Below are 13,978 nucleotides of genomic sequence, written 5' to 3' on the forward strand. Positions count from 1 at the left end.
TCTCCTCATAGCCGACTCAAATTATTTACAAACGACACCTGCACGCTTAGCCGATTCAACAGTATTATGAAGAAGCATTGTGATCGTCATTGGACCAACACCCTTTGGCACAGGTGTAATGTAACCTGCAACATCTAGCACGTTGTCAAAGTCAACATCACCACAAAGTTTCCCTGTTTCTAAACGGTTTACACCAACGTCGATTACAACTGCTCCTTCTTTTATATAATCAGCTGTTACCATTTTAGGTCGTCCTACTGCTACGATTAAAATATCAGCTAATTTCGTTAACTCTTTCATATTTTGCGTCTTAGAATGACAGTATGTGACAGTTGCATTTTCATTTAAGAACAATTGTCCCACTGGCTTGCCGACAATATTACTTCTTCCAATTACTACAACATGTTTTCCTGAGATATCAAGATTTGTTTCTTTTACTAACTCTACAATACCATGCGGTGTACATGGAAGGAATGTATCTTGTCCCGTCATCATACGTCCTACGCTGATTGGGTGAAATCCATCTACATCTTTTTCTGGTGAAATTCTTTCAATGATAGCTTTTTCTTCAATATGTTTTGGTAAAGGTAATTGCACTAATATGCCATTAATGCGGTCATCGCCATTTAAGCGATCGATTTCAGCAAGCAAACGCTCCTCCGTAATTGTTTCAGGAAATTCAATTAGCTCTGAATAAATTCCTACTTGTTCACAGCCCTTTTCTTTTCCTTTTACATAAGAACGAGATGCTGGATCTTCTCCAACTAAAATAACTGCTAATCCTGGTACAATCCCTTGCTCTTTCAACTTCACAACTTCTTCTGTTAATTGTGCTCGTTTTTTCTCCGCAACTTCATTTCCTTTGATGATTACTGCTACCATTTTAAGATTCCCCCTTAAAGAAATTACAGTGTATCTTTTATATTAGATAAAACGCCGTTAATAAAACGACGAGATTCCTCATCCCCAAATGTTTTAGCAATTTCAATTGCCTCGTTAATTGTTACGTTGTGTGGAATTTCTTCCATGTATTTCATTTCATACACAGCTACACGTAAAATACTGCGATCAACAATACTAATACGCTCAAGCTTCCACTTTTTTAAATTTTGACGAATCGCTTCATCAATTACTTCTTTATTTTCTACAAAACCTACAACAAGTGATTCTAGAAACTCATTTGTTTCTTCACCTTCATCTAGCGTGTTTTCCACTGCTACTTTCGGTTCTAATTCACCTGTAATATCCATTTGATATAATGCTTGCATAGCTCTTTCTCTAGCCGTCCTACGTTTCATTGTAACTCTCCTTTATGCTTCAAGTCTTTCCTTATGCTTTGTTATATTATTATAATTTATAAGCCGTCAATTCACTTACTCTTACAGTTTTCATTGATTTTCCAACCTTATAATACAATGATAATAACACAATTTATCGTTTCACACACGGGTTACAAGGCTGAAAAATAATAAAAAGATTAACTTCAAGTTCCATATCTTATCACAATGTACGTTTTTTGGTAAAACGAAACATTTTCTTTTTTATTTCTCATTTTTTGAAATAGTATAATAATTAGAGGGTTGTAATTTGTGAAGAAATGAAACGATAAAAAAGATGCCTATGTTACTAGGCACCTTTTTCATTCTTACACTGGTTCGATTTCTGTTTTTTGTGTTTCGAATGTTACGCCAACGATGTGAACATTCACTTCTTTTGGCTCAAGCCCTGTCATTGTAAAGAGTGCTTGGCGAATGTTGTCTTGAATCTTTTGTGCAACAACTGGAATTGCTACGCCAAAATACATTACAACATAAAGGTCAACGATAATATCTTCGTTTGCTAATTCAACCTTTACACCTTTACCATGATTTTTCTTACCTAACTTCTCAACAACATCTGTAGCAAAATTACCACGCATTGCCGCTACGCCTTCTACCTCAGCAGCTGCAATACCTGCGATTACTTCAATTACTTCTGGTGCAATTTCTACTTTACCAAGAGTTGTATCTTGACCCATATCTAACATATGTTCAGCCATGAAAAAAACCTCCTTTAATGTATCACTGCGTCACAAGTTCATGCTCTTCCAAAAATTTCGTATTAAACTCACCTTTTACAAAATCAGGATGATCTAACAATTGCAAATGGAACGGGATTGTTGTATGTACGCCTTCAACGACAAACTCACTGAGTGCACGCTTCATTTTTGCAATTGCCTCTTCACGTGTTTTTCCGTGAACAATTAATTTAGCAACCATCGAATCATAGAAAGGTGGGATTGAATATCCCGGATATACAGCTGAATCGACGCGAATACCAAATCCGCCTGGTGGCAAGTACATTTCTACTTTACCTGGAGATGGCATAAATTTTTTGGCAGGGTTTTCCGCATTAATTCGGCATTCAATTGCCCAACCATTAAATTGTACTTCTTCTTGCTGTAACGATAACTTTTCTCCAGAAGCAACAAGAATTTGTTCTTTAATTAAGTCTACCCCTGTTACCATTTCAGTAACTGGATGCTCAACTTGGATTCTCGTGTTCATCTCCATGAAATAAAAGCTTTTCGTTTTATATTCATAAATAAACTCAACCGTACCAGCACCTGTATAATCAACCGCTACCGCCGCTTTAACTGCCGCCTCACCCATCTGCTTACGCACATTTTCATCAAGTGCTGGTGATGGACTTTCTTCTAGTAGTTTTTGCAAGCGGCGCTGAATCGTACAATCACGCTCTCCTAAATGAATGGCATTTCCGTGTGTATCTGCCATTATTTGAATCTCAACATGGCGGAAATCTTCAACGTACTTTTCTAAGTATACACCAGGGTTCCCAAAAGCGGTACTAGCTTCTTGCTGTGTAATTTGAATTCCTTTTACAAGCTCCTCTTCATGGCGCGCAACACGAATACCTTTTCCTCCGCCACCTGCAGTTGCTTTAATAATAACAGGATATCCAATTTGATTCGCAAGTTTGATCGCTTCTTCGGTATTTTTAATAATTCCTTGTGAACCTGGTACAATCGGAACCCCTGCTTCTTTCATTGTATCACGAGCAACGTCTTTTGTGCCCATCTTTGAAATAGCTTCTGGACTTGGACCGATAAAAATTAAGTTACATTCACGGCATAACTCTGCAAAATCTGCATTCTCTGCTAAAAATCCGTATCCTGGATGAATTGCATCGCAGCCTGTTAACTTCGCAACACTAATAATGTTCGTCAAATTTAAATAGCTTTCTTTCGAAATCGTTGGTCCTACACAATACGCCTCATCAGCAATTTGTACGTGAAGTGACTCTTTATCCGCTTCTGAATAAATTGCGACTGTTTCAATATCCATTTCTTTACAAGCACGAATAATTCGTACAGCGATTTCCCCACGATTGGCTATTAATACTTTTTTTATCATCACAAAGACTCCCTTATTACGCTTTTACAAGAAATAGCGGTTGTCCATACTCAACAAGCTGTCCGTTATTAACAAGAATCTCAACAATTTCTCCATCTATATCTGCATCGATTTCGTTAAATAACTTCATAGCCTCGACAATACATACGATAGAATCTTTCGATACTCTATCCCCAACACTTACATATGGAGGCGTATCAGGAGAAGAAGAAGAATAGAATGTACCTACCATTGGTGATGTAATTTTATGTAGGTTTTCATTCTGAACAGCTTTTTTCTCTTCTTGTTTTGGCACTTCCACTTGTGCTGCCGCTACTGTCGTTTCAACTTCAACAGGTGCTACTGGTTGCACGGCTTGTTTTGCTACAGGCGCTTGCACCGCAACAACTTCATTGCCACGCTTTTTCATTTTGATTGTCGTACCATCTTTTTTGTATTCAAATTCATCAATATTAGAGCTATCAATTAATTTAATTAATTCACGAACTTCTTGAATTTTAAACATGTAAAATCCACTCCCATACTCTTGTTTGTCCCGTTTTTACAGATTTCTCTTCACTAAAACTAGATTGACTGTAAAAATACGATGTACTCTATTAGAAAATGTATTTCATTTACTAATAGAAATAGTTACTATTTCCATCTTACGATAAATTTTTTAAACATTCCAATTTATATTTCTTTATAATAAATCGAAACTCCTGTAAAAATATTATTCCAATAAAAATTTATTACCTAGTAATAATACCAAGTTTCACACAAAATTGGCAAGACCACTTCCGAAAAAACATTCCTTACTTTTCAAAATACTATAAAGTAAACCTACCATTACCGCTTTACTCGTCACCTCATCTATAGTCAATAACGTATTTTTACCAAATATTATTTTTTTATTTACACGTCGTTCATCATTCCTTCATATAAGAATAGTATGTTCAAAGTGTAGAAAATATATCGTATCGAGGTGTGGACATATGATATGGCTCATTCTCTTCTTACCTGCCGTAATGGTCTGGGCATTCGTTCTCTTCATCCACGTCAAATCCGGAAAAAGTAATCATCACTACCATGAACCGCTAATCTTTTACTCACAACGTATTTCTCCGTTCCGAGTTGAACATAGTAAAAACAAAGACGAAACAGAAAAAAGCTATCGAAAATGATAGCTTTTTTCTATTATTATTTTTATCTAACTATTTTCAAACAATCCGATTACTAAAAACGAATAATCCGCGGAGGAATTCCCCGCGGATTATTCGTTTTATTTTGTTGGTGGATCAAATTTTACACCTACATCTTTTGATCCGCCTTCACTTCTTACAAGTTGTATAATTTTATTCGCTTCTTTTTGTGAATGTTTTGCTGCTTTTACAGTTACTTTAATGTCAGTTCCATCAGCTCTTACAAGGGCATCTTTATATCCACCTTGAGATTTAATTACTGTCTCAAGTAATTCTTGCTTCGTTTCCATTGTAGTGATTGCATCAAAATTTTCTTTCGCTTTATTCTTTTCTGTTGCTGAAGCTTTTGTTGAACTCATCACTTCTTGTAATTTTGCTTTTTGTTCACTTCGCTGATCTTCCATTTGCATACGTAATGCTGTGAAATTTTCATCACTTGATTGAACTGTTACGTTAGCTTCTTTTTTGCTTGTTTCTTTTGTAGCACTCTCTTTTTTATCTGTTTCTTTGTTTGTTTCTTTATTTGATGTTTCCTTGTTTGTATTTTCTTTTTTAGGCGTTTCTTTAGGTGCTTCGTTTGTTACTGCTTTATCAGTACCTTGTTTTTCTTGTCCAATCTTTTCACCTGTTGCCGGCGATGCTGTATTCATTTTGTCTGGAGTTGTTACGTAATACACAGATAGTACAACAACTAAACTTAACATCGTTAATAGCCAAACCGTTTGTTTTTTTAACACTTTATTTCCTCCCTATCAATTTTTCGGTGAAACTGAAACGCGATGGGCTGGTACATCTAGTAGCCGTATGACAGCTTCTTTTACCATCGCTTTAACTTGTATATTATCCACTCCCTTTGCTACGACAAGAACACCTCGCACTTTCGGTTTCTCTGTTCTTAAAACAACGGGAGTTTCTTTATCCCCTTCACGTATAATGACTGTCTTTTCATCAAGAGACTCATCTTCTACTTCCCTCTTGCCGCCTGTTTTATCTGTTTCACCTGTTGTTTGTGAACGTTTCACTGTATTTTTTTCTAATATTTTTTCCTCTGATGAGTCTAAATTTACATTAATCGTTACATCTTTTACTCCTGCTATTTCTTCTAAGGCTGCTTTTAATTCTTGTTCATACGCTTTTTCATATTTTTCTACATTTGACATATTATCATTATTTTTTTGTCCAAAAGTTGGTACGTCTTTTTCTTGGTTTTGAGTTTTTTGTTCTTTAAATACAGGTACTTCTTCTTTTTTACTTGAAAAGAAACTACTAGAAAACATAAGCAACATTCCAAGTATGAGTAGGACAAGTAAGAACTTAGGTGTTACCTTTTTTCCCTTCTCATTACTTTCTTTTTCATCTCCATTCAATAAGTTTCGAAAAAATGAGAACTTCGAATTTTTATCTTTATTGTCCATTTACTCTACCTGTCCTCCCTTCCATTTGAACTTGGATTTGTTTATTCTCTAGTTGCCACCTGCTTGAAAAGAAGTCTTTCATTTCTCCATTCGTTTCCTCTACTTTTTTCGGTGGTTCTTTCGTATTAATTTCAACTGGTTTTACTGTTTCGATTGCATCATTTTTACTACGTTCTTTTTCTTTCAACGTCACAACAACAGATTGAATATCTTTCGCTGACTTTACTTCCGCTGTGCTTTCCGCTGCGACTATTTGTATTTCAGAGACTGACATACCATACTGTTTCTCAAACTCTTTTCCTACTTCTTTTTTCATTTTGGTAGCCATCTCTTCTAAACTATATGCACGTGTTAGAGCTTGTATTTCTTTTTTCTTCGAATCTATTGAATTTTTTACAGATCCTTCTGCTACGTACTTCTCTTCATTAAAATTTGCGATTACTTCATTTACATCTGTTTGCAATAGTTTAAAAAGGGGCGTTAAAATTAAAACAACTAATAATAGACTTACAACGAATTTAACGTACTTTTGCAAATTGGAATTTGGAAGAATAAGATGAAGCATTGTCGCTAAGAGTAAAAAAACGATAATATTTCTAATCCACTCTGTAACAAATTGCATACCCTTCACCTCCTACCGCATCATAAGTGTAATGTTCCCCGCAGCAATAATAATTGTGATACTTAAAAAGAACATAAACGATACGATAGCTAAGCAAGCAAATACATAAATGATGCTCCGTCCAATGATATCTAAACATTGAATGATTGCTCCGCCGCCAACTGGTTGCAATACTGCTGCTGCGAACTTATAAATAAATGCGATGCAAAAAATTTGAATCGCTGGAAAAGCGACAATTAAACATAGAATGACGAGTCCGATAATTCCGACTGTGTTTTTTAATAATCCCGACGCACTAATAACTGTATCCGCCGCCTCTGTAAACATTCTTCCTACTACGGGAATAAAGTTTCCTGTTACAAATTTAGCTGTTTTCACAGCGATTCCATCCGCAACAGCTGTCGCTGTTCCTTGTACAGATAATACGCCTAAAAAAATCGTTAAAAAAATACCGATAATCCCGACGCTAACGTTTTGCAGAAGCTTGGACAATTTCGTAACTTTATATTGATCACTCATCGTACTTACAATACTTAATATCGTTGCAAGTAATAAAAGTGGTAGAACGATATAATTCATCAAAAGCCCACTCGTATTCATTAAGAAGATGATAATCGGATGAAAAAACGATACGGATACAACACCACCACCTGTCGCTATGAGTGCAAGCAAGATGGGCAATAACGCTAATATGAAATCTACCATTGTTTGTATCGTTTCTCTTGCATATGTCATAACGACATAAAAGCTATTTAAAGCGAAAATAATTAGTACCATATATACAACTGCATCGGCTATTTTGCTTACGCTACTCTTTGAAAATGCAGATTGCAGTGATTGCAACAATGCACTAAAAATTGTGAGCATAATGAGCGTTCCGAGTAGTTTCCCATTTGCAACAAGTTCGTGAAATAAGTACTTTAATAAACCTAGCATCCACTCTTTTATAGAGATTTCTTTTTCTCCCTTTACAAACTCCATAAAGCTACCTTTTTGACTCTCTGGTAAGTAACCTCCATATTTTGTAACAAGCCCGTCCCAAAATTGCTTCACATCTTCAATTCCGAGCTTATCCAATTGTTGATCAACGACGTTTGTCTCTACAGGAGAAGCTTGTACAACAACTGGTAAAGAAAAGAAAAGGAAGCAAGCAAATAGCAGCTTAGCTCCAAACCCCCTCAACATTCACTCCCCCTTATCCCGTCGGTAAAAATCCGAGAATAGTTTCAATTACAACCGTCAAAATAGGGATCGCCATAACGAGAATTAAAATCTTTCCAGCTAATTCAATTTTCGAAGCGATTGCCCCCTGTCCTGCATCCTTTGTAATTTGCGCTCCAAACTCAGCGATATAAGCAATCCCAATAATTTTTAGCAACGTTTCTACATATACGTTGCTAACTTTCGCTTCACTCGCTACTCTCTCAATCATTTGTAAAATAGCGTGAATTTGATCGATTAAAAGAAGGAACATTACGCTACCTACGAACACAATAAATAATGACGTAATGCTAGATTTATGCTGATTCAATACAGCCGCTAAAAACGTAGCAACGAGGCCTAATCCGACAATTTGTATAATTTCGATTCGAACCGCCCCCTTTACTGGAAGAGAAAGACACTTTTAATCTTGTCGAATAGTGTATTAATTAAAAATGCGACATGAAATAAAATAACGACAAAACCGACGAGGATAACCCAATTTGCAATATCCTCACGCTTTAATTCTTTTAGTACAGTATGAATGAAAGCTAAAACAATGCCGATTCCGGCGATTTGAAATATTAATCCAACATCAATGGACATCGCCTTTCTCCCCCCTATAGCAGTAAAATTACAATAAGTAGCCCCGCTAGTACTCCTAAGCTCTTAATCATCTTTTCATATTGCAGCTGTAATGCTTTCGCTTCTTCTTCTTCTCTCTCTAAATGTGTAATACATAACCGAATATGTTTTTGTTGTGATTCACGATCATGTTGTCCGAGCGTTTCACCAAATTGCTGCAAAATCTCATACTCAGTTTGTTGAAATGCTGTTAGCTTCCAATTTTCTTTCAAACTATCTATCCAAGCTTCTCTAACTGTTTGTTCTCCACTTTCTAGCCTGCTAGCGAAACTTTGAAATATCCAATTTAACGGCTTCGGCATTTGTTTCACTAATCGCTCAGCGGCTTCAGACAATGGTGTATGCCCGTACATAATTTCTGCCTCTAATGATTGCAGTGCCGCTTTTAATAATCTAAGTTGCCTCGGTCTCTCACTGTATCTTTTGGCGTATGAAAACCCGAAAAAGGTGCTGACCGCAACGATTAACACTGCACCAAATATTTTCACCATACGCCCTCAGCCTTTCTATGAGGTAATACCGGTTTTCCATATTTATCTTTCACTTGCATAACTGTTCCTGGCCCTCTTGCTTTTGACAATTCCACAAACCTATCAAAAATGCCGAGCTCTAGCACTGCCTTTAATGATGGGCGTTTCACAACATCATCATAGGAAAATCCATGTGCACTTATAAAAAGCTGAACCCCTGCATGTACAGCCTCCATAATTGCTTCACTATCTTCTTTACGACCAATTTCATCCACAATTAATATATCTGGGCTCATAGAACGGATCATCATCATCATTCCTTCAGCTTTTGGACATGCGTCTAACACATCTACTCGTGTGCCAAAATCATACTGCGGAATTCCTTTCACACAGCCAGCAATTTCTGACCGTTCATCAACAATCCCTACTTTACACGAAGGTATTTTCGAAGCACTTACACCTTGACTCATGCAACGTGCTACATCTCTTAAAAGTGTTGTTTTCCCCGTTTGCGGCGGGCCAATTACCATCGTGTTTAACCATCGTGATTCATACAAATAGGGCAAAAGCGGTTCAGCAATCCCTATTTTTTGACGAGCAATACGAATATTAAAGGAAGAGACATCTCGAATCATTTTCACTGTGCTTTTTTCTGTAATAACTTTTCCTGCTAAGCCGATTCTGTGACCTCCTCGGAGTGTCACATACCCACGCTTTAATTCTTCTTCCATTGTATAAATTGAGAAGTGACTTAACTTATTCAATAAGTAAATAGCATCCTCTGCTGTAACGATATAGTCATAAAAAAACACTTCACCTTGAGCAATACACTCTAGCGGTCTTCCAATTCGAACACGGATTTCCTCTAGAGCATCGTACTGCTTACAATTTTCCACTAACTGCTTCATCGTTTTTGGTAAAACTTCTAATACTTCTTTCATCAGCTTCGCCCCACTATACTCGACTTACTTATTTCAACAACGCGATAAAAATGCAGCCAATTCCAAGCGCTAGAAAAAAGAGTTTCAAGAAAGAGATCTCACTTGCCACACTCGCTATGCCTATTGTCATTGTTAAAATTAATACGGTCGGTCCAACAAACGCCAACATACCATTTATAAACAATGCTTTCTTCGCATCATTCACATAAAGCATAAGCAAAGCGGCGAATATTTCCGCGCTACCTGAAAACAACCGAAGCAGCCCCATTACAAGCACAGATGTTTCCATTGCCGCTAGCCACTGTTTCATTCTCCCACCTTCTCCCATAACGGTTACTAGTGCGTGTGCTAAAAAAGAATATATTTGTACAACCATATGCAGAGGTTGTCTATTTCAGAATTAAAAACATAATTTTTATCTACCGTCTATAATAATTTGAATATTCTTAATAATGATGGTATTTTATGGTATATTTATTGAAAAGGAGGGAAAATGATGCAGCGAGTTACTTTATTACCACTCGATTTCCGTTATGCAAATGCGATTTTCAAGCTATCAAGTGATCCACATGTAAAAAACGCATTAGGAATAAAAGTAGAAACAATCGAAGACACGAAAGCATTCCTTCTTTTCGCCATAGAAGAAGAACGCCAAAAGAAGTCTTTATCGAGAGTGATTGTAAATGCAGAGAATGAAATAATTGGTCTCACCACACTTAAACATATTAATTACGAGAAGAAACAATCTCACATTGGCAGCTGGCTCGGCTATCCATACTGGGGAAAAGGATATAATGAGGCTGTAAAAAAAGAAATTTTTAAGATTGCTTTTTTAGACTTACAACTTTCCTATGTATTTGCTGGTGCTAAAACGAATAATATTCGCTCTTTAAAAGCACAAGAAAAACTACCTTATATTTCATTACATGTGGAAAACAAGTTTCCATACGAACACGCTGCACTAGAGAAAGAAGTAAGGTCATCTTGCTCTCTGCACGTCGTGTCACGTGAAAAATTTTTAAACTGGTTGGAATTACAAAATGAGGAGGAAAAATATGAAGGCATTGAAAATTAATTTAACCGTTGTAGTAGAATTAGCTCTTATTTATCTTTTTTCATCATTGGTCGGCTGGTCATTCATGGAAGCCTTTTTCCTTGGTAGTTTAGCAATATTTGCAATTACATGGCTAATTATTATGAGTAATCATAGAAACAACATTACGGATCACGCAATCAGTAAAACACTGACTGGCATTGAAACTGGTGAAATAAAACCATTTCAAATTATTTTAACTCCATATATTATGGGTACCCTTTCACTTGTCTTCGTTAGTTTTGTTATAACAGCGATTTATTATTTGCCCTATTTTCTATAAAAAAGCACTCGTGATAATCACGAGTGCTTTTCTACTATGCACGAGAAACGTATTTACCTTCACCAGTGTTGATGATAAGTGTTTCGCCTTCGTTAATGAAGATTGGTACTTGTACAACAAGGCCAGTTTCTAATGTAGCTGGTTTTGTTACGTTAGAAGCAGTATCACCTTTAATACCTGGCTCTGTTTCTGTAACTTGTAATTCAACTGTGTTTGGAAGTTCAACACCAAGTACTTCGCCTTGGTAAGTCATAATAGATACTTCCATGTTTTCTTTTAGGAATTTAAGCTCGCGCTCGATTTGTTTTTCACCAAGTTCGATTTGCTCATAAGTTCCGTTATCCATAAATACGTGAGACTCACCGCTTGCGTATAAGTATTGCATACGACGGTTTTCGATGTGTGCTTTTTCTACTTTCTCACCAGCACGGAATGTTTTCTCTTGAACAGAACCTGTGCGAAGGTTACGTAGTTTAGAACGAACGAATGCAGCACCTTTACCTGGCTTTACGTGTTGGAAATCAAGTACTTGCCAAAGGCCATTATCCACTGCAATTGTTAAACCTGTACGAAAATCGTTTACTGAAATCATGTAAAAAAATCCTCCTGTGTATTACAAAATAATAAGTTCTTTTGGTGATTTCGTAATTACTTCATTACCTTCACTTGTCACAATGATATCATCTTCAATACGTACGCCGCCAATACCTGGAATATAAATACCTGGCTCTACTGTTACAGCCATACCTGGTTCAAGTACTGTATCAGAACGGAATGCTAAACCTGGTGCTTCATGGATTTCAAGACCGATTCCATGACCAGTAGAATGTCCGAAGTATTCACTGTATCCTTTTTCCGTTATGTAATCACGCGTTAACGCATCCGCTTCACGGCCAGTTAAACCAGCTTTAATACCGTTCACACCACGTAATTGTGCTTCTAAAACGATATTATAAATTTCTTTCAATTTATCAGATGGTTCACCAACTGCAATCGTACGAGTAATATCAGAGCAATATCCTTTGTAATAAGCGCCGAAGTCTAATGTAACGAAATCTCCTGTTTCTATCACTTTTTCAGATGCCACGCCGTGCGGTAATGCCGAACGAAGACCTGAAGCAACGATAATATCAAACGAAGAAGATGTTGCTCCTTGTTTTCTCATGAAAAATTCAAGTTCATTTGACACTTCAATTTCAGATACTCCCGGGCGAATGAATGATAGAATATGTTCAAAGGCAGCATCTGCAATCTGTGCAGCTTCCTTTAATATCTTAATCTCTGAATCAGTCTTTATCAAGCGTAACTTTTCTACAAGCCCAGAAGTTGGGATAAATTCAGCATCGATCGCTTCTTTATGAGCTGAATAAGAACTATATGTAAGAGTATCTTGCTCAAAGCCAAGCTTTTGAATTCCTAATTCTTTCACTTGCTTTGCAACTTCATCGATAATTAATCCCGCATGCTGTACAATCTCGTATCCAACCGCTTGTTTAGTAGCTTGCTCTACGTAACGGAAATCTGTAATAAATTGAGCGCGGTTTTTCGAAATGAGTACAACACCAGCTGTTCCTGTGAAGTTAGCCATATATCTACGACTATGTTCATTTGTTAATAAAATACCGTCAATACCAGCCTCATCAAATGCACTTCTTAATCTTTCGATTTTCTCCATTACTTTATGCCTCCCTCAATTTCTCCATTAATGCAAATAACGCTAACTTATAGCCATAAAAACCAAATCCAACAATTTGTCCCGCACAAACAGCTGCCGTCACAGATTCGTGACGGAACGACTCACGCTGATGAATGTTAGAAATATGTACTTCAATAACAGGAATCGAAATGCTTGCAATTGCATCTCGAATCGCATAGCTATAATGCGTAAATGCTCCAGGATTTAAAATGATCCCTTCATATATATCTTCCGCCTCATGAATACGATCGATAATCGCACCTTCATGATTCGATTGGAAACATTCTAACTCCACTCCCATTGTTTCTGCTTCTTGCTTCATATCTGCTTCAAGTGTCGCTAGCGTGCCCTTTCCATATACATTTACCTCTCTGACACCGAGGCGATTTAGGTTAGGACCGTTTACGAGGAGTACCTTTTTCATATGCTTAAAACTCCTTAATATTAAATGTCTATATAACATTTTAACATAGGAGTTACTTGTTTGAATAGTTTGTCTTCTCTTCCCCTTCTCGCTCGGCCTTATTGGTATTTACTGCGTAAGAAACAGAGTATGCTATAAATACACCATACAATATAAAAATGCATATCGTCGTCACAATTGTTTCTTTCGGTAAATGGAGTGCACTTTTAATAGCAGGCGCTATTAACCCCACTCCGAAAAATAGTAACGCCCACCAAAATAGACCATAAATAATCCCTGGCAGAATTCCTTCAAACTTTGCCAAAAACGCTTTATACAAAAAGGCAATTAAAATCGAAAGTAGTCCCATACAAACAATTCCTGACACATTTCCCCATACCCCTTCTTTCCAACTTCCAAAGGCAAATGGTAGAAGTAAATAGTTCGGTCCCGCTTCTGTAAATGAAAATATATGAAGAAAATACCATATTCCTCCCCAAAAGAGTCCACCAAATAAACCAATTTGCACAAAATTTCTTGTTCCTATATGTTCTTGACTCACATCAACACCTCCGCTCAATAGTATGCCCGAAACTATTTTGAACCATGTTTAAAT

21 protein-coding genes are annotated in these 13,978 nt (G+C 36.7%); 3 read left to right on the forward strand and 18 right to left on the reverse strand.

Going from position 1 to position 13,978, the window contains the following annotated elements; translation table 11 throughout:
• Positions 1-21: 21 nt before the first annotated feature.
• The 5 genes from folD to accB all read right to left on the reverse strand — a co-directional run bounded on the left by folD (position 22) and on the right by accB (position 3,918).
• Positions 22-882: a bifunctional methylenetetrahydrofolate dehydrogenase/methenyltetrahydrofolate cyclohydrolase FolD gene (gene folD / locus ACTT1L_RS07455; RefSeq protein WP_000226726.1), complete on the reverse strand. Its 861-nt coding sequence runs from the start codon at positions 880-882 to the stop codon at positions 22-24.
• Between the two features lie 23 nt (positions 883-905).
• Positions 906-1,298 carry a N utilization substance protein NusB gene (gene nusB, locus ACTT1L_RS07460; RefSeq protein WP_000830249.1) on the reverse strand — a complete coding sequence of 131 codons (393 nt, stop codon included), beginning with the start codon at positions 1,296-1,298 and terminating at the stop codon, positions 906-908.
• Positions 1,299-1,645: 347 nt separating this feature from the next.
• Positions 1,646-2,038: an Asp23/Gls24 family envelope stress response protein gene (locus ACTT1L_RS07465; RefSeq protein WP_000807630.1), complete on the reverse strand. Its 393-nt coding sequence runs from the start codon at positions 2,036-2,038 to the stop codon at positions 1,646-1,648.
• Positions 2,039-2,060: 22 nt separating this feature from the next.
• Positions 2,061-3,413 (reverse strand): acetyl-CoA carboxylase biotin carboxylase subunit, encoded by a 1,353-nt coding sequence (gene accC, locus ACTT1L_RS07470; RefSeq protein ID WP_086707921.1) that lies wholly within the window; start codon positions 3,411-3,413, stop codon positions 2,061-2,063.
• Between the two features lie 16 nt (positions 3,414-3,429).
• Complete coding sequence (gene accB, locus ACTT1L_RS07475; RefSeq protein ID WP_061132213.1) at positions 3,430-3,918, reverse strand: acetyl-CoA carboxylase biotin carboxyl carrier protein; 489 nt, start codon at positions 3,916-3,918, stop codon at positions 3,430-3,432.
• A gap of 469 nt (positions 3,919-4,387) precedes the next feature.
• Here accB and ACTT1L_RS07480 point away from each other — a divergent pair, with 469 nt between their 5' ends.
• Positions 4,388-4,576 carry a hypothetical protein gene (locus ACTT1L_RS07480; RefSeq protein WP_002081027.1) on the forward strand — a complete coding sequence of 63 codons (189 nt, stop codon included), beginning with the start codon at positions 4,388-4,390 and terminating at the stop codon, positions 4,574-4,576.
• 98 nt (positions 4,577-4,674) lie between these two features.
• Here ACTT1L_RS07480 and ACTT1L_RS07485 read toward each other — a convergent pair whose 3' ends face one another.
• The 9 genes from ACTT1L_RS07485 to ACTT1L_RS07525 are packed head-to-tail and all read right to left on the reverse strand — an operon-like array spanning position 4,675 to position 10,197.
• Positions 4,675-5,331, reverse strand: coding sequence for a SpoIIIAH-like family protein (locus ACTT1L_RS07485; protein ID WP_000914701.1), 657 nt, complete (start codon positions 5,329-5,331; stop codon positions 4,675-4,677).
• Between the two features lie 15 nt (positions 5,332-5,346).
• Complete coding sequence (spoIIIAG, locus tag ACTT1L_RS07490; protein ID WP_000368876.1) at positions 5,347-6,009, reverse strand: stage III sporulation protein AG; 663 nt, start codon at positions 6,007-6,009, stop codon at positions 5,347-5,349.
• Positions 5,999-6,631: a stage III sporulation protein AF gene (spoIIIAF, locus tag ACTT1L_RS07495; protein WP_001161050.1), complete on the reverse strand. Its 633-nt coding sequence runs from the start codon at positions 6,629-6,631 to the stop codon at positions 5,999-6,001. The genes spoIIIAG and spoIIIAF overlap by 11 nt, the downstream gene beginning before the upstream one ends.
• Positions 6,632-6,643: 12 nt before the next feature.
• A complete protein-coding gene (gene spoIIIAE / locus ACTT1L_RS07500; RefSeq protein ID WP_000943695.1) occupies positions 6,644-7,816 on the reverse strand; it encodes a stage III sporulation protein AE in 1,173 nt (390 codons plus the stop codon).
• Between the two features lie 10 nt (positions 7,817-7,826).
• Positions 7,827-8,210 carry a stage III sporulation protein AD gene (gene spoIIIAD, locus ACTT1L_RS07505; RefSeq protein WP_077317075.1) on the reverse strand — a complete coding sequence of 128 codons (384 nt, stop codon included), beginning with the start codon at positions 8,208-8,210 and terminating at the stop codon, positions 7,827-7,829.
• 23 nt (positions 8,211-8,233) lie between these two features.
• Positions 8,234-8,437 (reverse strand): stage III sporulation protein AC, encoded by a 204-nt coding sequence (spoIIIAC, locus tag ACTT1L_RS07510; protein ID WP_000020914.1) that lies wholly within the window; start codon positions 8,435-8,437, stop codon positions 8,234-8,236.
• A gap of 14 nt (positions 8,438-8,451) precedes the next feature.
• Positions 8,452-8,967: a stage III sporulation protein SpoIIIAB gene (gene spoIIIAB, locus ACTT1L_RS07515; RefSeq protein ID WP_000238697.1), complete on the reverse strand. Its 516-nt coding sequence runs from the start codon at positions 8,965-8,967 to the stop codon at positions 8,452-8,454.
• Entirely contained in the window at positions 8,961-9,887 is a 927-nt protein-coding gene (gene spoIIIAA, locus ACTT1L_RS07520) for a stage III sporulation protein AA (RefSeq protein ID WP_000665885.1), read from the reverse strand. The genes spoIIIAB and spoIIIAA overlap by 7 nt, the downstream gene beginning before the upstream one ends.
• A 28-nt stretch (positions 9,888-9,915) precedes the next feature.
• Positions 9,916-10,197: a YqhV family protein gene (locus ACTT1L_RS07525; RefSeq protein WP_000816054.1), complete on the reverse strand. Its 282-nt coding sequence runs from the start codon at positions 10,195-10,197 to the stop codon at positions 9,916-9,918.
• 186 nt (positions 10,198-10,383) lie between these two features.
• Between ACTT1L_RS07525 and ACTT1L_RS07530 the strand changes: the two genes are divergently transcribed.
• Positions 10,384-10,962 carry a GNAT family N-acetyltransferase gene (locus ACTT1L_RS07530; protein WP_001190073.1) on the forward strand — a complete coding sequence of 193 codons (579 nt, stop codon included), beginning with the start codon at positions 10,384-10,386 and terminating at the stop codon, positions 10,960-10,962.
• Complete coding sequence (locus tag ACTT1L_RS07535) at positions 10,943-11,263, forward strand: hypothetical protein (RefSeq protein ID WP_000645558.1); 321 nt, start codon at positions 10,943-10,945, stop codon at positions 11,261-11,263. The genes ACTT1L_RS07530 and ACTT1L_RS07535 overlap by 20 nt, the downstream gene beginning before the upstream one ends.
• A 34-nt stretch (positions 11,264-11,297) precedes the next feature.
• Here ACTT1L_RS07535 and efp read toward each other — a convergent pair whose 3' ends face one another.
• Genes efp through ACTT1L_RS07555 form a run of 4 tightly spaced genes read right to left on the reverse strand, consistent with a single transcriptional unit; the run spans position 11,298 to position 13,924 of the window.
• Positions 11,298-11,855 carry an elongation factor P gene (efp, locus tag ACTT1L_RS07540; protein WP_000626512.1) on the reverse strand — a complete coding sequence of 186 codons (558 nt, stop codon included), beginning with the start codon at positions 11,853-11,855 and terminating at the stop codon, positions 11,298-11,300.
• 21 nt (positions 11,856-11,876) lie between these two features.
• On the reverse strand, positions 11,877-12,938 hold the full coding sequence (gene pepQ, locus ACTT1L_RS07545) for a Xaa-Pro dipeptidase (protein ID WP_442821852.1): 1,062 nt from the start codon (positions 12,936-12,938) through the stop codon (positions 11,877-11,879).
• Positions 12,939-12,942: 4 nt separating this feature from the next.
• Positions 12,943-13,383 (reverse strand): type II 3-dehydroquinate dehydratase, encoded by a 441-nt coding sequence (gene aroQ, locus ACTT1L_RS07550; protein WP_000757087.1) that lies wholly within the window; start codon positions 13,381-13,383, stop codon positions 12,943-12,945.
• Positions 13,384-13,435: 52 nt separating this feature from the next.
• Positions 13,436-13,924: a YqhR family membrane protein gene (locus ACTT1L_RS07555; RefSeq protein ID WP_000076575.1), complete on the reverse strand. Its 489-nt coding sequence runs from the start codon at positions 13,922-13,924 to the stop codon at positions 13,436-13,438.
• Positions 13,925-13,978: the final 54 nt, after the last annotated feature.

This window comes from Bacillus sp. FH (assembly GCF_052216825.1).
Classification (GTDB): Bacteria; Bacillota; Bacilli; order Bacillales; family Bacillaceae_G; genus Bacillus_A; species Bacillus_A paranthracis.